We start from the raw sequence: 21,450 nt of genomic DNA on the forward strand, positions 1-21,450 counted from the left end.
CTTTTCGAAACACATGTGGCTTCTCGGCGCATTAAAAGTAAAAGTCAATACAATAAACCGCCCCGTCCACCGCACCCACACGGGGTGCAGTGGCCGGGGCGGCCTCATTCAGCGGTCAAAAACCGGCTTACAGGCTCTGTGCCTGAATTGCGGTGATCGCAACGGTGTTGATGATGTCCTCAACGGTGGTACCGCGCGACAGGTCGTTCACGGGCTTACGCAGACCCTGCAGAACCGGGCCCACAGCGGCAGCACCCGAAGACTGCTGAACAGCCTTGTAGGTGTTGTTACCGGTGTTCAGGTCGGGGAAGACGAACACGGTAGCCTGACCAGCGACCTCGCTGCCGGGCAGCTTGGTCGACGCAATGGACATGTTCGAAGCAGCGTCGTACTGGATCGGGCCCTCAACCGCGAAGTCGGGGTTCGATGCGCGCACGAGCTCGGTTGCCTCGCGCACAACGTCCACGTCTGCGCCAGCGCCGGAGGTGCCGGTCGAGTAGGACAGCATAGCAACCTTGGGGGTGACGCCGAACTGGCGTGCAGTCTCCGCGGATGCCTTCGCAATGTCGGCGAGCTGCTCTGCGTTGGGGTTCGGGTTCACTGCGCAGTCGCCGTAGACCAGAACGCGGTCTTCCATCAGCATCAGGAAGACGGAGGAGACGATCTTGGTGCCGGGGCGGGTCTTGATGAACTCGAGCGAGGGGCGGATGGTGTTCGCGGTGGTGTTCACTGCACCGGAAACCATGCCGTCGGCGATGCCCTTGTAAACCAGCATGGTGCCGAAGTACGAGGGGTCGGTCATGCGCTCGCGAGCAGCCTCAATGGTGACGCCCTTGTGTGCACGCAGCTCAGCGTAGGTTGCTGCGAAGTCTTCGGTGTACTCGTTGTTTTCGATGTCGATGATACGAACGGTGCTGGGCAGTTCAATACCCTCGGCCTGGCAGATCTCTGCGATCTTGGCGGGGTTGCCGAGCAGGATCAGGTCGCAGAAGTCGCGGCGTGCAATGATTTCGGATGCACGCAGGATTCGCACGTCGTAACCCTCGGGCAGGACCACGGAGCGGCGGTTTGCGCGTGCGGTCTCGATGAGGTTGTGCAGGAAGCGCAGCGGGGTCATGGATGCGGGGCGCTCAATTTCGAGGCGTGCGAGCAGTTCGTCCTTGTTGACGTGCTCGTCCCAGCCGCCCATTGCTGCTGCGAGCTTGCGCTGGTGGCCGCTTTCGAGGGTGCCGCGGACGCGGGAGACTGCGCGTGCAGACTTGAAGGTGTCCTTGGTGGTGGACAGCACGGGGAACGGTGCGTTGTCGATGAGGGAGCCGACTGCGGTGTTCTTGCCGGGCAGTGAGTCCAGGCCGCCGGTGAGCAGCACGCCGGAGGGTGCGGGGAAGGTCGGTGCCAGTGCGGATGCGAGGGTTGCGGCAACAATGTCTGCACGGTCGCCGGGGACGATAACGAAGTCGCCGTCGACGAACTGGTTGAGGAAGTTGGAGACGTTCATTGCTGCGACCTTGATGCCGTGAATATCGCGGCTGAGGTCCTCAGCCTTGATGCCTTCGGTGTCGAGCTTGAGGGCTTCGGCAACTTCACCGACGGTGGGTGCGTTCAGTTCGGGGATTTCAGGCAGCACGTAGACGGGCAGGTTTGCGTCGCCGCGCTTGACGGAGTTCTCGATTTCGTCGCGCAGTTCGGGTTCTGCACGGCCGACGATGATTGCGAGCAGGTCTGCCTTGGAGGCGAGCAGCTCGGTGCGTGCCACGTCAACGGCGGTGACTGCTTCCTCAACGGTTGCTTCCTGTGCGCCGACGATAGCGACGACGGGCAGGCCCAGGTCGCGTGCAATCTGGACGTTCAGGTCGAATTCGACTGCGAGCGCGTTGGCGGGCAGGTAGACGCCGTCAACGATTACGACGTCGCTGTTTGCAGCGACCTTTTCGTAGGCGGAGACTGCGCGTGCGGAGATTTCTTCGGTGTCGCCTTCTGCGATGAGTGCGAGTGCGTCGGTCATGGAGACTGCGCCGCCGACCTGCTCTTCGGTCAGGCCGAAGTGTTCACGGATGAGGCGTGCCATGGGGTCGTCGGAGATGGTTGCGCCGTCGAAGACGGGGCGGAAGAAGCCGACGCGGTCTGCGCGCTTGATGAGGGAGTCTGCTAGACCCAGGGCTACGAGGGACTTGCCCGAGTTCTGGGACATAGCGGAGAGGTAAAGACCGGTGGTCATTGTTTTACTGTCCTTCTATGCGATGTTCGGCGCTGGGTCCCGCGGTTGCGCAGGGGTGTATGTGCTCCTGTGCGCGGGTGCGTCGAGCTTATAGGTCTCTTCTATCTTAAGGCGTTGTGGGGGTGGCGCCTAACAGGGTGTGCGGTGCGCTGCGTCATGTGGGCGGGCTGTTTCCCTGTTGGGGTGTGTCGTTTAGGGGTTGAGGATGCGCGCGTATCGTACGCTGCGTCCGGGTTCCCAGGAGCCGCGTGCTTGGAAGTACACGCCTTCGTTGCGGTAGCCGAGCCGCTCGTAGAAGGAGAGCGCTCGTTCGTTTTCTGCCATGACCCACAAGTAGGAGTTTTCGTCCGGGTAGATGACGGATTCGTAGAGCGCCTGACCGAGGCCGGTGCCGTGCGTGTGGTTGAGAGTGTACAGGTGCGTAAGTTTGCGGGTGTCTGCGGGCAGTTCGGGGAGGTTGTCGGCGCGTTCGAGTTCCCAGGAGGAGGGCTCACACAGGGAGAGCGCCAGGCCGACCGGCTTATCCCAGTCGATGCGTGCGCCGATGGAGCAGGAGAGCCCACCGTCGGGGGTCCAGCCGGGTACGTCGTAGGCGAAGAAGCCGCGCACGGTGGGGGAGGAGAGGTGGCGGTGGAAGTCTTCGAGGTATTCGTTGCGTTCGGCGCGGTGGCGGGCGGTGAAGCTTTCCCCGAGCGTGTCGAAGTAGATCGGGTCGTAGGTTTGCTCCATGCAGTCCAGCTGCAGGTTGACGTATTTTTCGGCGTCGGTCGGTTCAATTGGTGCGAGCGCGTAGCGGCCCTGACATACAAATCCCATGGGTTCTAGTCTACTCAGCTGGCCCCTGTGGAGGCGGTTCCTTGCGGGTGCGTACGCTAGGGGCGTGTGGGCTGTCGGCTAGTCTAGTGGGTATGGCGAAAAAGAGCAGGGCACCCAAGAAGTCCCAAAAGGCGCAGAAGAACCAGAAGAACCGCATCGACGATACCGAGAACACCCCCGTGCAGGGTGCCGCCGCTGGAGTGTACCCGATTTCTACGGGTGAGGCGGAGCTGGTCCCTGACGGCTACCACGCTGACGGCTGGCTGCTGCTCATTAATGGTGTGCAGTCTTCCCACGTGATTGTGGGTGAGCCCCGCCAGCTGGATTTTGAGTACATGCGCTGGATTGCCGCGGTCGTCTCCTCACACGTGGAGGAGCACCTGGACGCCGCGAAGCTGCGCATCACCCACCTGGGCGGCGGCGCGTGCTCGATGGCGCGCTATTTCGCTGACCTGTACCCGACCAGCCGCAACACCGTCGTTGAGCTGGATGCCAAGCTCGCCGAGTATGTGCGCGCCTGGTTCGACATCCCGAAGGCACCGCGCGTGAAGATTCGCGTGGGCGAGGCGGGTGCCGTCACCGCGACCTTCGCGCCCGCATCCCGTGATGTGCTGATTCGTGACGTGTTCGCCGGGGACACCACGCCCGAGGCGCTTACCACCGTCGAGTTCACCCGCACTGTCGCCGAGTCGCTGGCACCCGGTGGCCTGTACATCCTGAACTGCGGTGACGGGCCGGCGCTGACCGGTGCCCGCGCGGAGGCGTCCGCCCTGCTTGAGGTGTTCGAGTACGTGTGCATTGTGGCGGATTCGGCAATGTTGAAGGGTCGCCGCCGCGGCAACGTCATTATCGCTGGTTCGCACGCGCCCCTGCCGGAGGCTGGTTCCGTGCAGGCTGCCGCTATCGCCCGTGAGCTCATGGGTGGAGGCGTGCCCGCCCAGTACTGGGACACCGCGCGGGTGCGCCAGTTCGTGAGGTAGCGGTTTCAGCTGTTGCCTGGATTTTCAGTGGTGGCTTAGGTCTTTCAGTAATGACTTAAGTTTTTCGGTGATAGGTTAGTGACTTCGGTAGGGGTTTTTAACTACCGCCAAAGACCGTAACCTATCACCGAATTCGGCGCCCCCTCCACAGCAGACGCTACTATAGTGGCATGCGATACACCTACCTTGGCCCCTCCGGCACCTTCACCGAATCCGCCCTGCTGAGCGTCCCCGGCGCATCCGACGCCGAACGGATCCCCGCCACCAGCGTGCCCGACGCGCTCGCACGCCTGAACGCGGGCGAGGCGGACGCCGCCATGGTGCCCATCGAAAACTCCGTGGAGGGCGGCGTGAGCGCCACTCTGGACGCTATCGCAGCCAGCGAGGGTGTACGCATCATCCGCGAGGTGCTCGTACCGATCCGCTTCGTGCTGGTCGCCGCGAAGCCCATCAGCATCGAAGACGTCAAGACCATCTCCACCCACTCGCACGCCTGGGCGCAGGTGCGCGGCTGGACGCAGGAGAACGTACCCACCGCCGCCTACCTGCCCGGATCCTCCACCGCCGCGGCGGCTGTCGGCCTGCTCGAAGAGGGCTGCACCTACGATGCGGCAATCTGCTCCCCGGCGCTGCTGAACTACCACCCAGAACTGCACGTGTTGCAGGACAACATCGGCGACAACAAGAACGCCGTGACCCGCTTCGTGCTGCTCTCCCGCACCGCCGACATCCCCGAACCGACCGGCTCCGACAAGACCACCCTGACCGTGCCGCTACCCACCAACCGCGCCGGCGCCCTGCTCGAACTGCTCGAACAGTTCTCCGTGCGCGGCGTGAACCTCTCCCGCATCGAATCGCGCCCCACCGGCGAAGGCATGGGCTCCTACTCGTTCAGCATCGACGCCGACGGCCACATCTACGAGGCACGCATGCGCGACGCTCTGCGCGGCCTGCACCGTGTCTCCCCGACGCTGAAATTCCTCGGCTCCTACCCGCGCGCCGACCACGAAAACACCGAAGTCGACAACATCCACTCCGACGGCTCCTTCGACGCCGCACACGAATGGGTCGAGTCGCTCTTCCCGAACGGCCGCCCCGTACAGCTGCAGCGCCGCTAGATACCCCCCCGCACCTACCCGCGCCCCACCAGTGCAAACCCCGCCCACAACCCACCGCAAGATTAGGTAGGATAAAACAGTGATTGATATTAACCTCCTCCGCGAAAACCCCGACGTCTTCCGCGCCTCCCAGCGAGCACGCGGCAAGGACGAAACCCACGTCGACCGCATCCTCGAAGCCGACACCGCACGCCGCGCACTCATCGGCGAATACGAGACCCTGCGCGCCGAACAGAACGCCTTCGGCAAGACCGTCGCAAAGGCACCCAAGGAAGAAAAGCCCGCCCTCGTCGCACAGGCCAAGGAACTGGCAGCCCGCGTCAACGAAGCAAAGGCAGCCTCCGAAGCGAAAACCGCCGAATACGAGGAACTGATCAGCAGCATCGAAAACCTCATCATCGACGGCGTACCCGTCGGCGGCGAAGACGACTACGTAGTCGTCAAGGAAGTTGGCACCCCCCGCGACTTCACCACCGAAGGCTTCGAACCGCGCGACCACCTCGAAATCGGCGAACTCGTCGACGGCATCGACATGGCACGCGGCGCAAAGGTCTCCGGCGCACGCTTCTACTTCCTCAAGGGCCAGGTAGCACGCTTGGAGCAGGCACTCATGTGGATGGCGCTCGACCTCGCAACCGAGCACGGCTTCACCATGATGACCACCCCCACCCTGGTACGCCCCGAAATCATGAACGGCACCGGCTTCAACGTCAAGCACGACGACGAAATCTACCGCCTCGAACGCGACGACCTGTACCTGGTCGGCACCTCCGAGGTGGCGCTCGCCGGCTACCACACCGACGAAATTCTCGACTTCGAGAAGGGCGCGAAGAAGTACCTGGGCTGGTCCTCCTGCTACCGCCGCGAGGCAGGCTCCGCAGGTAAGGACACCCGCGGCATCATTCGCGTGCACCAGTTCAACAAGGCTGAAATGTTCGTGTACTGCCCCGTCGAGCAGGCAGAAGAGATGCACGCAAAGCTGCTGTCCCTCGAAGAGGAAATGCTGCAGCGCTGCGGCCTCGCATACCGTGTGATTGACACCGCCGCAGGCGATCTGGGCACCTCCGCAGCCCGCAAGTTCGACTGCGAGGCGTGGGTCCCCACCCAGGGCACCTACCGCGAGCTGACCTCCACCTCGAACTGCACCACCTACCAGGCGCGCCGCCTGAACATCCGCGAGCGCACCCCGGATACCGTGGATGAGGCAGGCAACGTGCGTAAGGGCCGCACCCGCTCCGTAGCGACCCTGAACGGTACCCTGGCGACGACTCGCTGGGTGGTTGCCATCCTGGAGACTCACCAGCAGGCTGACGGTTCTGTGCGTATTCCGGAGGCTCTTCGCCCGTACATGGGCGGCGCCGAGGTTATCCCGGCTATCGCTGAATAAGGGAAACCCCGCCCGCTGAGTAATCTCACAACCAGCTGAAAAACCCGCTCACCGCGTAAACGGTGGGCGGGTTTTTGCGTATCCCGGTAGTCTAAGAACTATGCCTCTTTACCGTAAACTCCTTGGTGTTTCTGCGGCGGCGGCTCTGACCGCCTCCGTCACTCGTGCCCGCCGTGAAGCGCGCCGACGCGCTATCGAACTGGGCGCACCCTTCGGCGTTCTGCCGACCCTACCCACCGGTGAGGCGCAGCGTGTGGGCGTGGTGTACAACCCGAGCAAGCCCGGTGCTGCGGCGGCTATCGAGATTCTGGAACGCACCCTCGCGGCGAACGGCCACCCGCAGGCGCTGGTGCGCACCACCCGCGTGGACGAGCCCGGTTCTGAGGCTGCCCGCGAGCTGATCGCTGAGGGTGTTGACCTGCTGATTGCTGCCGGTGGTGACGGTACGGTGCGTGCTGTGGCGGCGGCGCTGGCGCATCATGAGGGGCGCAAGCCGCGCCTGGGTATTCTGCCGATGGGTACCGGTAACCTGCTGGCGCGTAACCTGTATATTCCGGTCAGTGATGTGGCGGCGTGCGTGAATATTGCGCTCAACGGTGCAGGTCAGAGCGTTGATGCGATTGAGATGACGACGACGAGCACCCCCGGCGAAGAAACCGAACACACGTTCTTTGTGATGAGTGGTGCCGGCTTTGACGCGCTCGTCATGAATGATACGAACGAGGAGATTAAGGCGAAGTTCGGCTGGGTTGCGTACGTGCAGTCCGGCATGAAGCATATGCTGGGTAGGTCGCACCCGGTGCGTATTAGCGTGGACGGTGGGGAGCCTCGTACTTTACCGATGCGTTCGGTGCTGATCGCGAATTGTGGCCGCCTGCAGGGCGGTATTCGCCTGGCGGATATGACGGATGTGCACGACGGTAATCTTGAGGTGATTGTGGCGTCGCCGCGTGACCTGGTGGAGTGGGGCCTGCTGATGGCGAAGGTTACGCGCCGCACGATTTTGGGTTCGCCGCGCATTGAGCTGCCGGTGATTCGCCACTTGGTGGGTTCTGAGGTGGTGTTGGAGTTCCCGGACGGTGCGCAGCCGGTTGAGGTGGATGGTGACCCGGCGCCGTCGGCGTACCGTATTAGCGCACGTGTGCTGCCTGCCGCCGTAGAGGTGGCGGTCCACCCCGAGGTGCTCTAGTGGGTGTAGTGAAGGTGCTGTGGGAGAGGCTGGCACCACCCCGAATCACCTATATGTGACCTGGATTATGAAAAAAATCGCGGATTTTTTCACTATTCCTTAAAAATTTTAGGAATAATGAAAAAAATCGCGGTTTTTTTCACTATTAAGGAGGACTAGATGAGTGTTGCCGGTCACGGATACCGAACTCTGAAAAGTATTTTCCATGAACGCGGCGAAGCTGCCGTACAGGAGGAACTGCAGGTACGCCGCAACGGCTACTCCACCTACCTCCTCAACGATTTCATGGTAGGGGAGCACCCCCTGTTCTACTTGGTGGATCGTACCGTGCTTGCCCATTACGACCGTATTATGGTGCGGGAGCGGACTATCGAACAGCTGAGTTCTCGCTTACCTGGTGTCGCGATGAGGAGCTACCTATCTGACCTGGCAGTACGCAGCATCGTGGCCACTGACAGCATTGAAGGTGTGCATACAACTCGCCGGCTGATTTCTGACGCACTTACATCTGGTGACAGTGAAGATCCTCGCGCTAAACGTGCTGTGGAATTTATGAATCTATTGAACACACTAGGAGAACGTCGGCCGCCTGATACGGTCGAGGAAGTGCGCAAGCTTTATGACACCCTGCTTGAGGGGCATCTGGATGATGAAAATCGTCTAGACGGAGCACTTTTTCGTGCCGGTCCTGTCCATATCACTAGTGGTACTAAGGTTGTGCATAAGCCCCCGATGGGCGAGGAAGCTATCACCGCTAACATTCAGGCGGCGCTCGACCACGCCCTTGACCCGAACGTGCCGGCGTTATTCTCTGCAATCGCCGCGCATTTTATGGTGGAGTACACACATCCCTTCTACGACGGCAACGGACGATTTGGCAGGTACCTCCTCGCTTCCCATATGGTGTGGGTACTCAGCCACCTGACGGCGCTTACTCTGCCGAGCACACTTAACCTCCATAAAGAGCGTTATTACAAGGCGTTTTCTGATGCTGAGGAGCGACTCAACTACGGTGAAGTAACTACTTTTCTGCATGCCTTCCTTGAACTGATTGAGAAGGCACAGGAATACCTAGAAAAGGAGTTGGCGACCCGCTACGAGGCGCTAGTATCGCTGAATAAGCGTACTGCTGAGTTGAATCAGAACCATGAGTGGCTGAGGGGCGAAACAGCAAAAAATCAGAAGAAGGTGGATTCCCTGCTTGACCTTCTGCATCTGTTGGGACAAGCCAATATTTTCCGTGCGCCAGTCGCCCCCACCTCAAGCGAGCTACAGGAGGTGTTGGGTGTTACGGCGCCGACTCTGCGCGATAGACTCAAACTGCTGCAGGGGCTCGGCTTTGTTAAGGGCGTCAAGGCTGGCCGTACGATGCGCTGGTCCCTCACCGAGGCGGGAACCGCCCTGCTGGGCCTGCCGGCGGTTGATGACGACGAAGAATAGCCCACGAGCAAAAGAAACAAGGGAGGGGCCGCACCGGAATGCGTCCCCTCCCCTAAAAACTATTGTTTCCCGTAACTCCTAGTAGTGGTAGTGATAGTGATAACGAGGAGTCGAGGCAGCCACCGCGGTAGCTGTAGTCGCTGCCAGAATGCCGGTAAGCAGAACGTTCGCCTTGCGCTGTTCATACAGCTGCTGATTCATCAGGTCCTCCACAATAGCGTTATGGATTCGCTGCTCCTCAGCCTGCTGCTCCATGCTGAGGCGAACCCACAGCTCGTGCTTCTCCTTCTCGAACAGGTTCAGCGCATCCTGCAGGGTGAAGGACCGACCCTGCCGCACGTACTTGTACAGGCTGTCCGAGGCGTACGGGTACAGGTAGTCTTCCGGGTACCAGTGGGAGAAACGCTCCATGTACTCCTTATGTACCTTCGATAGTTCCGCACGTGCCGGGTCCTCATACTCGCGCCACACAGATTCGTTGTGCGCCTGGCGTTTCAGGTTCTCTCGCTCCACACTCATCATTGCCAGCGGGTAGATGCCGAAGTACTTCCACAGCCACCAGGCAACCGCGATAGCAGCGGCAGAAACCAACGCCGGGACGTGGATGGTGTGCCAGGGAATATCACTGGAGTGAATCTGCGGGTTAGCGACAAGATACCGCAGGTACGTCACCATCATGATGAGGGCACTAATAAGGTACGTCCAGGCGAGGACCTTCACGAAAGCTACAAAGAGCTTAGTGATTTTGATGCGAGGCGGGTTAGGCACAGCGGTAACGTACGACTCCTGGGCGCTCTTCAAAGAAGCCGCCCAGGGTGCTGCGCGATCCACCAGCTGCTTGACCTGGCGGAGGTGTTCCAGCAGGTCCTGACGCTGATGCATCTGCTCCTGCGGAATCGGGGAATGAGTGGATGGTGCCGGGATGGGGGTGGGACTACTGGACGACATGGGGGTCTGCGACATTGGTGTGCCCTTTTCGTAGTGTGAATCGGTGTTTTATTCAGCCGGTGCGGCGGTTTCAGCTCTGACTAGGCGGCTTTCCAGGTGACGTACTTGCCCTTGTCATATTCGTCAGTCACCTGCGGCTGCTCGGCGGGAACCCACAGAGCCCAGTCGCCGTTGTGCCATTCCAGGGTCGTCTCAAAGTAACGGTAGGTACCTGACGGGGTCTGAAAGAGAATGCGGATGACTGCGCGTTCCGGGGTGTACGACATGTAGCGATACCCCATGATACGAACCACGGTGCGGGTCTTCGTGTCCTGCAGACGTTCCTTGGTGATTTGCTCAGCGCCGGGTCCGATGACGGTCGGCATGTACGCCTCCGGGCTGTCATTAACATGGATGACCGCCCACGCGGCTGCGTACAGGGCACCCTGCGCAGAGTGCTCAAAACAGCTGCGAATAGGGGACTCTACAACGGGGCCGGCGGTCTGCGAGACGGGTCCGGTCCACCCCGACTCGGTGGTCACCCACTGGGTGTCTTTCGGGGCGGTTTTCAGGACGGTCTTGTCTGCGGATGCTCCAGCACCGCACGTGCCGGGCTCAATCACGACGCCGGGTTTAGCTTCTAGGGTTTCGTTGGGGGAGGCGCCTCCTCGCGGCACCCACAGGAGGGTGAGCCCGAGGAGTAGCAGGCCAATGATGTAGAAGAACCCGATGAGCGCGCGGGGAATGGCTGGACCTGATGCGGTGTTATATGTTTTCACGAGTCTCCAATCGTATCTTCCCGGCGGTGGGTTATAGACTGAGCCAGCCCCTCGGCGCTGGGGGCGGTGTTTACTGGTTGAGAGTGAGTGGAGACAGTAGAGCATCCCCATGTGAGGTGCCGCCTTAGGAAGCGGAATCACCGGCTACTGGGTGCTCTCATATGAGCGTCAAAAGATACCCTAGCATGCCTACCGTCAGGGCGCTGAGCGGGCGGTCATTCTCTCATGAAGAGAGAGCGCGAAACAAGAAAAAGGCGCACCCCGTAGGTGGTAATCCGTCGTTTTATCCTGATAATCCCCAATATACGGAGGTTGTATCTACCCGCAACCGGTTTAGTCATGCATGACTGGGAGTCTAGTTTCAGATGCAGAAAAGGCACCCGCTGAGGGTGCCTTATGCGCGAGGTCCGTAGCTTCGACCAGAATCCACCAGTACACCCCGCTACGGCTCACCCGGTATACCTCATCGCCTTGCGGCGACTACCTCAGGGTTCTTGCTTTACCTTGCACCCCCAACTATACGGAACCCCTCCACACCCTGCAAACGATATGGTTATGGAACGCCACCTAATCCAACGCCACCTAATCCGAAATGAGGTAGATGAACCTTCTGCCTGGTATCTGAGAATTTCTAATACGGGACGGTGCGCCAGAGCGTAAAGTAGCGGCATGACCAACGGCGGTGCACACCTACGGGAAGTGCGTTAGGGTGGGAATATACGAGGTGCCTCGCAACGCTTGGGAGGGGGCTTCGGCACATGGATGTCGCTGAAACACCCCGCCTTCACAATAACCCTAGTATCTTGAAAGCGGGGTACCTTCAATCCTAGACGTAAGTAGTAGTCGTGACCTACCTGAAGAGTAACGCCTGGTATCTTGGTATCTTTGCCGTTGTCGTAGTGTGCTCACCCCTTGCCCCTGCCGCGTGCCTGCCGATTTGCGCGGTCTTCATCCTGGCTTTCGGAATTGAAACGGCGGCGCACCGCGCCCGAAAGCGTAACCGCCGCGTCTAAAATCCCACAAGAAAAACGTAGAGGGATCCCGCCCACGGGGTAGTGGGCGGCTCCTGCTGACAGACAATCACCAACCCCACCTGCGAGGAGAACATACAGTGTCAGATCGTTTTGACCTGCACCTGCGCTACCCCGAACTATTCGAGCCGCTCACCGAAGAGCAGCGCCGCAACATCATGCAGCCCCTCGCCTCATCCTGGCTTGAGGGCGACAACCCCACCCGCGAAGACGTCACGCTACTCATCGACTACGAGCTCGGGCGAATCACCGCGGAAGAATACGACCGGCAGGCACTAGCGAAGGCGCTCGCTTACCAGGTGCTGACAAGCCAAAACGTGGACCAGCACGCAGAGGAGGGCGAATAAACCGTGAATCATCAGCAGAACTGGGTGGCGTACTTCTACCCCGAACCCTACCAGCACGTCATGCGGAACAAGCCGGGTATCAAGGACCCCGCGGCACTTTCGCTCTACGAGCACCGTATCATCACCCGACGAGGCTACGAGCTCACCAAGAACCCCGAGCTTATCGCCCGCACCTTCGACGCCGAGCACCTCAAGGCCATTCACCGCTATCTCTTCCAGGACGTGTACGACTGGGCGGGGGAGTACCGCACCGTGGACATGTCCAAGGGTGTGAGTGCTTTCGCGAGCGTTCAGCGCGGGCCCTTGAGTATTGACCGGTACCTCGACTACGTTTTCGCCACTAGCCGCGCGACTGACTGGGCGAGCCTGAACCATCAGGAGTTTGTGGAGGTTGCCGCCGCGATTTTTGCGCACCTGAACCAGGCGCACCCTTTCCGCGAGGGGAACGGCCGCGCGACCCGCATTTTTATGGATCATGTGGCGGCGCGTAGTAATTTCCGGTTTGATTATGCGCGTGCTGGCCGCCGCGGCTGGAACCAGAGTTCGATGTTTAGCGGCCCGGATCGCGGGTATTTTGAGGTGCATCCGGAGGAGCTGCATCAGCTGTTCGGCATCATTACTGTGCCGTGTGACGCGTAGTCAGGCCACTAATACACCTCGGGCAGATGCCCGATGAGGGCATTAAAGCGCGGATGTCCGCCACCTTATTGGTAAGGCGGTGGGTTTTCCCTGTATGCGCGGGGGTGAGCCCATTCCATCAAGCCGCCTAATCTGAGCCTCCCCGCGTTCCCCGTATGCGCGGGGATGAGCCCGACAGACACGCTTATATGTTGGATTTTGGTCACATTATTGTATATTTGTCCCGTACCCAATTTCGGTGCATGCCCGAGAAGGCAGCATCTCAGCCGACGTTGGCTGTTCATTATAGACTGCATCACACAGTGCTTACATCGAATTTGGCTCGAGTTGTGAAGTCAATGGGGGATCTTCAAGAGGCGGAGCGACTGTTCAGAGAGGCCATCGCGATGGACCCAGAGTTCGCCGAATACCACCAGGATTTCGCGTCGTTCTTGAGCGATATGGGCCGTTTTGAGGAAGCAGCGGTAGAGGCAGGACGCACGGTTGAGCTCGAACCGAGCATAGATGTCCAGGTAGCTCTCAACGACCTCCAAGCCCGTTTTCCGAACGACGAACTTATTAACGAGGCCGTACACCTGAACTCGAATACCGAATGACTGGAAACATAATGGTGAGTAATCACAAGCGACGGGGCGAAGCACAGAGCGCTCCTAGCCTGCATCTGAGAGACATGCCCATCGAGCACTTGTATGTGCGCTATCAAAGGATAGCGCGGAACCTGCCGAGACGGATCCGCTGGCTTGCTTTGGTATTCGCGCCAACGAGCACGAGTTTCACCGTCTTCACCGCTGGCCTACTGAATGTTGCAGGGGCTCTGATGATTACGGCAGGTATCGGCCAGGTAACGTCAGGTGAGAGGACCCCAGGCAGTGCTATTTGGTTACTCATCTTCGCTTTCCTGGCTGAAAGCCTAGGGTACTGGGTGAAGGAACGCCAAGAGCTTATTCTCACGATCGCGGTTCGACAGCTCACATACCGCCGTTTCCGGGACATCTTTAGTAGGTCATCCCATCCGCCGGAAGCTCACGGACATGTTCTCACATACCCAGGACAGATCAGCCAGTTTGCCTTCGTTGTTGATTTCGCCGTTTCAACCGTTCAGATTATTGCCTTTCTCGCGGCTTCGCTCGCGCTATATGGTGCAAGCGGCGCCATCGCTGCGTTGCTCATCACTGGATTGGTATTCGTCAGCGTCCGTCTCATCAACTTGGTGGGCCGACTATGGGAACAGTACGTCGCTCTAGAGGGAGAGCGTAGGCAGTGGATCCAGCGTGTAGCAAACGCGATGCCTCGAGGGCAAAGCATCCCCAGCTGGGGTACCGCCCTGGACAAGATCGCTAGCATCCGAAACACCGAAGAGCAGCTTCTGCACAGACGGGTCCCGTTGCAGGTCCTGAATGGATTCCTTGAACGGGGAGCACTAACTGCGGTGCTCGCTGTGGTTGCGGTTCTCGGCGCGTGGTTCTGGCCATCCGCTCATTTCGGTGTTGGAATTATTTTGGCTGCCCGCTACCTGTACGCAGCGGTGCAGAACAACATCGTAAACTATCGGGTTATTCGGCTCGCTGTGCCAATGATGCGTGAGCTCGACAAGCTCGAGTCGTCTCCAAATTGCACGGTTAAACAGCAGGACTGGGTGGGGCAGCCTTCAAATTCTAGAGAGGTGCTTGCAGCTACGTCTGAGCGCGCTGAAGCATTGCGCACATCCGCGACCACCCCCGATTCTGCTTTCGTACCACGCAACCCGGAAGTGTCCCATTCGGTGTTGTCAGCGTGGCGAGCTTCTGCTTCGCCACATCAGGTATCCCGGTTCACTAGCCTCGCTTTAGATATGGGGCTCACTGAGGATGTAATCGGGCGGTTCTGGCAAGACGCAACAACCTTGTCGTCAGGAGAGAGACACCGTGCTGCTGTCGCTATCGTTTTGGCAGACAAACCGGACTGGCTAATTTTGGACGATACGTTCGCAGCGCTTGATCCTGTAGCACGAGAAGTGGTTGCCGAGAAGATCTTAGAGTGCGTGCCAACGTGCACACTTCTGGCAAGCTCGGAGGAGTATGTACCGAGTGCCTTCACCCCCGGCAATGATGCGAGGGTAGACCCTCTTGAGTTGCAGGCTCATAGCCCCGGGGCAGCTAAGGAGGTAGATGCTGGTTCGACGGATGTGAGCGAGGGACAGGACCTTCCTGACCCTGAGCCGAAGCGTGCCACATTCCGACGATCGGCCCTGTTGTTGTTTGGACCGCATTTGGTGTGGATTACGTGTGGCGCCCTACTCTTAAGCGGATCCGAAGTTGCTTTTGCATTGACGATTGCTCACAGTGATGGGCTGTCTGCTCAGGTTGCTGAAGTGTCAGCTGCTTGCGCACTGGCAGCAATTGTTGGGTCCGTCATGTTCTTTGGCCCGCTCTACTGGGCTCCCATCGCTAGGCTGAGCGATTTGCACGACCGGGTTATACGCAGGCTCGATCGATTCGCTACTCCTAGAACAAGCGGTGCGGTCATGGGGCGGATGGGTGAAGACTTCTCCGACCTTCAGATGTCGGTGCCTAGCGCCCTGGGTTCGGTATTTATGGTCATTCTACAGACCTTTATGCTCATCGGAGGCGCAGTGGCCGGCGCCCCGCTGTTCATGATCGTTGTGTTGGCGGTAGCACCCCTAGCGATGCTTGCTATGCGTCAGGGTTCAAAGTGGATTCTCCCTGCCTCGACGACGGCTGCCAATCGCCGAGGTGACTTCATCGGGGTGGCTGGTGCCCAGGCTGGCTTACACGCTGCGCCCGTCAGTGCAGGGCTGCGTCGGGCTGGAGAAGAAGCCTACGCTCATTCGGAGGCTGCATACGTCAGCAGCTCGATTCAGTTGGCGAACGCCTACGCACTGCGTACGGGACTGATTCAGTCGCTTGTGTTGTCACTGAATGTTTCTGCAGTGGTATTGGCACTGATGGTCGAAGGATCGAACTCAGTGGTTGCTCCCGCGGTCGTAATATATTTTGCAGTAACTCTGTCATCTGGCATCCAATCTACGGTGGAGACGCTGCAACAGGTTGGTGTAGTCAGCTTGACTGCGGAGCGTGTTCGGATGCTTGAAGAATACCGGGCCGACCGTTCTTATCCGCCCGTGCGGTCTGCTGACCTGGCTCTGCTTGAGAGTGCTCTTGACTCTGGGTGTTCTATGGTTGCCTTGATTGGACCAACTGGCGCGGGGAAGTCCGTCATGCTTGATGCTCTATACCGCCGGTATCCCCAAGGCGAAGTGGTAATCGTACCAGATATCGATCCGTTCGCATCTGAAGCATCGAATTCGAGCGGGCTCATGCTTGCGCGTTCCGTGTTACGTGAAGGCGCTGCCCGGCTTGTGTTGCTTGATGAGACTTTGAAGGCTCTCACTCCGTCAGAGGAGCGCGCTGAGCTCGAATCGATGGCGTGCGCTATCGAGGGCAGTGACAAGCAGGTTGTGATTGTCCTTCACTCGCGCTCTAACCTTGATTGTTTCAAAGAAGTGGTGAATTTAGATGCGTGAGCTGACCCAAGTACTACGTTTTTCTCCAAGAACTATCGAGGACGAAATGCGAATCTTATAGGGCCAAACCTATAGCCTGGACCGATTCGTCGGTGGCACTTCTGAACGAGTACGGCGCCACACTGTGCACACCTGACCGCGAGGCGACACCGCTGGACTTACCCGAGGCGGATGAGAAAGAAAAGAGCCCACCAAACCTGCCCCCGATACTGCCCGCGACAAAACCCCCGTTAAAAACACAGTCGGGGCCGTCTCGCACGCAGGCTCGAAAAGTGCGAGAATGGAGCAGAAAAGAAAACTACGAAAGAGATACTTTCATGCTTATTCTCGTTGTGAACGCTGGTTCTTCCTCCCTGAAGTACCAGGTGCGTGACACCTCCCTGCCCGAGGCAGAGCAGATGCTGACCTCCGGCCTCGTCGAAAACATCGGCACCGACGTGCCCAACCACGAAGTCGCATTCGACATCATGTCCGAGAAGCTTGAGCCCGTCCTGGCAGGCCGTGAGCTGCAGGCAGTCGGCCACCGCGTGGTGCAGGGTGCAGAGAAGTTCACCCACCCCGCCCTGCTCACCGAGGAAGTTGTCCAGCAGATCGACGACCTCTCCCCGCTGGCACCGCTGCACAACCCCGCACACGCTCAGGGCATGCGCGCAGCAATGCACAAGTGGCCCTCCCTGCCGCAGGTTGCTATCTTCGACACCGCGTTCCACTCCACCATGCCCGAAGAAGCATGGCGCTACGCGATCCCCTACGACCTGGCTGACAAGTACAGCATCCGCCGCTACGGCTTCCACGGCACCAGCCACGAGTACGTCTCCCACGTTGCAGCTGACATGCTCGGCATTGCACGCGACGAGTTCAACGGCATCGTTGCTCACCTCGGTAACGGCGCGTCCGTGACCGCTGTGAAGGGCGGCAAGTCCGTCGACACCTCCATGGGCTACACCCCGCTGGCTGGCCTGATCATGGGTACCCGCTCCGGCGACATTGACCCCTCGGCACTGACCACCATCCTGATTCGTGAGGGCATCGACGGTGCACGCCTGGACACCATCCTGAACAAGGAGTCCGGCCTGCTCGCACTGGCTGGCTCCAACGACATGCGTAAGGTCGTTGAGGCTGCACAGTCCGGCGACGAGCGTGCACAGCTCGCACTGGACATGACCTCCTACCGCCTGATGAAGTACATTGGCGGCTACAACCTGGTTGTTGGCGGCGCGCAGGCACTGATCTTCACCGCTGGTATCGGTGAGAACTCCGGCGACTTCCGCAAGCTGGTCCTGGACCGCCTCGGCGCACTGGGCATCAAGTACAACGAGGAGGAGAACGCTAAGCGTTCCCCCGAGCCGCGCGTGATTTCCACCGAGGATTCCGCTATCAAGGTGCTGGTCATCCCCACCAACGAGGAGAAGGCTATCGCTGAGGCTACCGAGGAACTCGTCAAGAGCCTCTAAGCCCCACGCACCCCGCCGTATAGGCGGTTGAATATAGGCAGTCCGCTGCAGTTCCCGTTCCGTACGGGTGCTGCAGCGGACTTGTTTGTGGGCTTCCATTAGCATAAATGCATATGATTCAACTTACTTTACAATGCAATATTACGGTAATGTGACGTGTGTTGCATATGTATCTTCTGTCACATAGAGAATAAAATGAAATTTAATTAAAAATGTGGGCTTGGGTGCTGCATAGAGTGTAAATTTTTTGCTTGCTTGGGAAAGTTATGTAGAGGTGTGCACTGAGTGCATTGATTCGCAACATTCCAACATTGATGGCAGTTAAGGTTGAAGGTGAAAAAAGGTTGATAATCCTGGATTAATTCTGTTAGGAATTATCTATCGACCCAAGTTTTTGCACAACGTTGAACAATAAATACAAATTTTTTGTGCTTTCATATAACGAGTGTTCATCGAAAAGAACTGAAGCGGATTTATAGCCGCAAAAGAATTCTGAGAGCGCACTCTGAATTACACGTTAAACACATACTGCGATAACCTTTATATCTGTATTTTTTATACAGAAATAAAGTGAATCAATGTACAAAACTCATTCCAATTGAGAGAGATTTGGTAATGGATATTCACTCGACTAAGAGCCACTCCGAACAAAGTGGAAAGCTGATGGGCCGTCGCGCCCTGGTCAAGGGTGCAGCATGGGCAACGCCCGTTGTGGCAGCAACCGCCGTAGTGCCCGCCTACGCCGCATCCAAGAACCCTTGCGAATACGGCACCATCGTATCCGTGCCCTGGGGTGAACGTGCCAACCGTCGCCGCTACAAGGGTACCGTGAATGAAGAATACGAATGGGCAGTAATGCCCACCTCCAACTGCAGCCCCCAGCCGCAGACCTACTTCATCGACAACACCACCCCCGAACGTAAGCTTGCTTACCCCTGGGGTCGTTACGAGGGTGTGAGCGACTTCCCGCCGATTTACCCCCCGAACGGCAAGGACACCCCTGACTACACCTCCAAGGACGGCGTTGGTGGCGTTGGTGGCGGCGTTATCATCAACGTTCGTGTTGAGAACGTTGCAGGTGACGTTTCCTATGCACCGACCCCCACCGGTGCGGACCGTTTCGCATTCGGTGAGTCTGACGCAAACCGCAAGAACAACATGTACTACGCCGAAGGCTACAAGGGCAAGGGCGCAAACCCCCCGGTTGTTCGCCTCAACGACAACTACAAGGGCAGCCGCTCTACCTACATCGCTCACGGTAAGTACAACTACCTGCACTTCCCGGATGGTCCCCGTCCTCCCAAGGAAAACAGCCCCCTGTGGACTTACGCATACGGTAAGCACTACACGACTGCTGAAGGCCGCGACGGCTGGTCCTGGGACATTCAGGTGATGGCTAACATTACCCACCCCAATGCTGGTCAAGACGTTGTGTCGTACATGACCTACCTGCGTAAGCACACCTACGGTGACCCCGCGCATCAGTCGGCAAAGGTCATTCCGGTGCAGTACCGCGTTATTGTGACTTCCCCCTGGGGTACTGTCACTTATCTTTCGGCAGCTGTTTAATATCAGCTTCCATTAGGTCTGAATGGAGTAGTGACCCATTCGACCTACTTCAATCTTGGATTGAGATTTATATATTGTGATGTTTATTTGAGTATAAAGTTGATGGATTTTTAGTGTATTAGGGAGTGGTGTCCCTAATAAGTAGACGCTATTCTTCTGTCAACTTTTGGAGGGGCCGGGCCGCACCACGTGTGCGGAACCGGCCCCTCTGCATGCATCAATAGGGAGAAAAGCTAAGCATTGTATCTCTTGGCGGGCTATTGCAGGGAAGATGAGAAGTGGTGAGCGTTCCGTGAGAAAAAGCGCATTCACATTCACTAGTAAGTGCCCAAAAACGATAGAGTGGAATCAGATAACACTCGATACGAAGCGGACGAGACATGACTCAACCCCCTGAAAACCACCAGCAGCCCGGCGGACAGTTCAACGCCCAACCCGGCCAGCAGGCATTCCGTGCCCCCGGTGAGCCCCTCCCGCAGGACCTCTCCGCCGGCTGGCTCCCCGAAGACGAGCGCCAGAAGCCGGTCAGCCCCCTGCCTCAGCCGAAGCTCTTCGCCTACCAGTCGATGCTGCCGCCGAAGGTGCTGCACGCGCTGCGTCACCCCTCCGAAATTCCGTGGCTGGTCGCCGCCTACGCCGTTACCGCGGTCGGCTACATTGTGCTGTTCATGGCGCTGGCTGACCTGTTCAGCTCGATGATGCGTTACGTCTTCAGCTCAACCGGTGAAGGCTCGGTTCGAGTACCTTCCGGCAGCACCTCCGCAAGCCTGGAAGACCTGATTTTCCAGACGGTTGGTCTGCTCATCCTGGGCCCGATTGCCATCTTCATTGTTCGTGCAATCTACTACGCACAGCAGCGTGTTCGCGGTGTGCGCATCACCCCGACCCAGTTCCCCGAGGCGTACCAGATGCTCGCCGAAGCAGCTGAGGCGGCAGGCCTGCGCCGCGTGCCGGATGCCTACGTTGTTCTCGGTAACGGCACCATGAACGCTTTCGCGGCAGGTCACGGCTTCCGCCGCTACATCTGCCTGTACTCTGACCTGTTCGAGATCGGCGGTAAGTCTCGTGATCCGCAGGCGCTGCGCTTCATCATTGGCCACGAGGTGGGCCACATCGCCGCAGGTCACGTCGGTTATTTCCGTCTGATTTTCACTACGCTGTTCAACCAGATTCCGGTGCTGTCGAGTGCGCTGTCCCGCTCGCAGGAGTACACCGCCGACAACTTCGGCTACCGCTTCTGCCCCGAGGGTGCTGAGGGTGCTGTCAAGGTGCTTGCGGCAGGTAAGTACCTGAACAAGCAGGTTAACTTCGATGAGCTTGCCGACCGTGCCGTCACCGACCGCGGTCTTGCCGTCTGGTACGTGAATCTGCTGGCAAGCCACCCGATTCTCACCTGGCGTGCGCACGCGCTGCGTGACCGCACCCAGCCGGGCCGCCTGTTCTGGCGCCCGACGGAGAACCCGGTCAAGGACGCCGCACCGCGCGTTCCTGTCCTGATTCCGGCGTCTGAGCCGGTGCACATGTGGCCTGACCCGATTCAGTCCACCGAGTTCATGCGTGAACACCAGGACACCTGGGCAGACCACACCCTGGAAACCGTGGACGTGTACTCCAAGCCCGAGAACGCCCCCGCGTTCGATGCGAACTCTACGCTGTTCGCTGGCTGGCTCACCGAGCAGGCTCGTGCCTTCCACGGCCAGCGTTGGGATGCGTACGCTGCCGCCGGTGGCGTGCCGGCGCCGGGTGCTCCCGGTGGTCCGCAGATGCCCGCACCGGGTCAGCCTGCAACCAATCAGCCTGCCTACGGTCAGCAGCCCGGCTTCGGTCAGCCTCCCGCAGGCCAGAACAGTGCAACCCAGAACGGTGCAGGCCAGCCCGCACCTGAGCAGCCCTCTAATGGCCAGCCTTCCAGCGGTCAGTCTTCTAATGGTCAGTCTGCTCCCGAGCAGTACGGTTACGGCCAGTACGGTAGCGGCTCCTCTGAGGGTGGCTCGTACGGTTACGGCTTCGACGGCGATAAGAAGTAGCCAGTA

General features: G+C 59.0%; 17 protein-coding genes. 13 read left to right on the top strand and 4 right to left on the bottom strand.

What is annotated here, in order from left to right:
- Positions 1–127: 127 nt before the first annotated feature.
- Complete coding sequence (gene pta, locus HMPREF2712_RS03045) at positions 128–2,218, bottom strand: phosphate acetyltransferase (RefSeq protein ID WP_070616268.1); 2,091 nt, start codon at positions 2,216–2,218, stop codon at positions 128–130.
- Positions 2,219–2,410: 192 nt separating this feature from the next.
- Positions 2,411–3,034 carry a GNAT family N-acetyltransferase gene (locus HMPREF2712_RS03050; RefSeq protein WP_070819234.1) on the bottom strand — a complete coding sequence of 208 codons (624 nt, stop codon included), beginning with the start codon at positions 3,032–3,034 and terminating at the stop codon, positions 2,411–2,413.
- A gap of 92 nt (positions 3,035–3,126) precedes the next feature.
- On the opposite strand from HMPREF2712_RS03050, the gene HMPREF2712_RS03055 reads away from it, so the two are divergent.
- The 5 genes from HMPREF2712_RS03055 (at position 3,127) to HMPREF2712_RS03075 (ending at position 9,148) form a co-directional block, all read left to right on the top strand.
- Complete coding sequence (locus HMPREF2712_RS03055) at positions 3,127–4,014, top strand: spermidine synthase (RefSeq protein WP_070819235.1); 888 nt, start codon at positions 3,127–3,129, stop codon at positions 4,012–4,014.
- Positions 4,015–4,184: 170 nt separating this feature from the next.
- Entirely contained in the window at positions 4,185–5,132 is a 948-nt protein-coding gene (pheA, locus tag HMPREF2712_RS03060; RefSeq protein ID WP_070630075.1) for a prephenate dehydratase, read from the top strand.
- 79 nt (positions 5,133–5,211) lie between these two features.
- Positions 5,212–6,519, top strand: coding sequence for a serine--tRNA ligase (gene serS / locus HMPREF2712_RS03065; protein ID WP_049353192.1), 1,308 nt, complete (start codon positions 5,212–5,214; stop codon positions 6,517–6,519).
- A gap of 100 nt (positions 6,520–6,619) precedes the next feature.
- A complete protein-coding gene (locus HMPREF2712_RS03070; protein ID WP_070819236.1) occupies positions 6,620–7,708 on the top strand; it encodes a diacylglycerol/lipid kinase family protein in 1,089 nt (362 codons plus the stop codon).
- A 159-nt stretch (positions 7,709–7,867) separates the two neighbouring features.
- Positions 7,868–9,148: a Fic family protein gene (locus tag HMPREF2712_RS03075; protein ID WP_070819237.1), complete on the top strand. Its 1,281-nt coding sequence runs from the start codon at positions 7,868–7,870 to the stop codon at positions 9,146–9,148.
- A 78-nt stretch (positions 9,149–9,226) separates the two neighbouring features.
- On the opposite strand, the gene HMPREF2712_RS03080 is transcribed toward HMPREF2712_RS03075, so the two are convergent.
- Together HMPREF2712_RS03080 and HMPREF2712_RS03085 are read right to left on the bottom strand one after the other, a co-directional pair.
- Complete coding sequence (locus HMPREF2712_RS03080; RefSeq protein ID WP_141753017.1) at positions 9,227–10,111, bottom strand: hypothetical protein; 885 nt, start codon at positions 10,109–10,111, stop codon at positions 9,227–9,229.
- A gap of 65 nt (positions 10,112–10,176) precedes the next feature.
- Positions 10,177–10,854, bottom strand: a complete 678-nt coding sequence (locus tag HMPREF2712_RS03085; protein ID WP_005504289.1) for a DUF8175 domain-containg protein — start codon at positions 10,852–10,854, stop codon at positions 10,177–10,179.
- 845 nt (positions 10,855–11,699) lie between these two features.
- On the opposite strand from HMPREF2712_RS03085, the gene HMPREF2712_RS09085 reads away from it, so the two are divergent.
- From HMPREF2712_RS09085 to HMPREF2712_RS03120, 8 genes are all read left to right on the top strand, one after another.
- Entirely contained in the window at positions 11,700–11,867 is a 168-nt protein-coding gene (locus HMPREF2712_RS09085; protein WP_168165094.1) for a hypothetical protein, read from the top strand.
- Positions 11,868–11,965: 98 nt separating this feature from the next.
- The gene (locus tag HMPREF2712_RS03090; protein WP_049344655.1) at positions 11,966–12,232 is read left to right on the top strand and encodes an antitoxin VbhA family protein; all 267 of its coding nucleotides are present in this window, start codon (positions 11,966–11,968) and stop codon (positions 12,230–12,232) included.
- 3 nt (positions 12,233–12,235) lie between these two features.
- Positions 12,236–12,871 (top strand): Fic/DOC family protein, encoded by a 636-nt coding sequence (locus HMPREF2712_RS03095; protein ID WP_049326770.1) that lies wholly within the window; start codon positions 12,236–12,238, stop codon positions 12,869–12,871.
- 242 nt (positions 12,872–13,113) lie between these two features.
- A complete protein-coding gene (locus tag HMPREF2712_RS08910; RefSeq protein WP_168165093.1) occupies positions 13,114–13,467 on the top strand; it encodes a tetratricopeptide repeat protein in 354 nt (117 codons plus the stop codon).
- Between the two features lie 74 nt (positions 13,468–13,541).
- A complete protein-coding gene (locus tag HMPREF2712_RS03105) occupies positions 13,542–16,394 on the top strand; it encodes a hypothetical protein (RefSeq protein ID WP_246828664.1) in 2,853 nt (950 codons plus the stop codon).
- Between the two features lie 317 nt (positions 16,395–16,711).
- Complete coding sequence (locus HMPREF2712_RS03110; protein WP_005507659.1) at positions 16,712–17,848, top strand: acetate/propionate family kinase; 1,137 nt, start codon at positions 16,712–16,714, stop codon at positions 17,846–17,848.
- 615 nt (positions 17,849–18,463) lie between these two features.
- Positions 18,464–19,417: a hypothetical protein gene (locus HMPREF2712_RS03115; protein ID WP_141762567.1), complete on the top strand. Its 954-nt coding sequence runs from the start codon at positions 18,464–18,466 to the stop codon at positions 19,415–19,417.
- 380 nt (positions 19,418–19,797) lie between these two features.
- On the top strand, positions 19,798–21,444 hold the full coding sequence (locus tag HMPREF2712_RS03120; RefSeq protein ID WP_070630071.1) for a M48 family metallopeptidase: 1,647 nt from the start codon (positions 19,798–19,800) through the stop codon (positions 21,442–21,444).
- Positions 21,445–21,450 lie beyond the last annotated feature (6 nt).

The organism is Rothia sp. HMSC064F07 (assembly GCF_001837265.1).
Classification (GTDB): Bacteria; Actinomycetota; Actinomycetes; order Actinomycetales; family Micrococcaceae; genus Rothia; species Rothia mucilaginosa.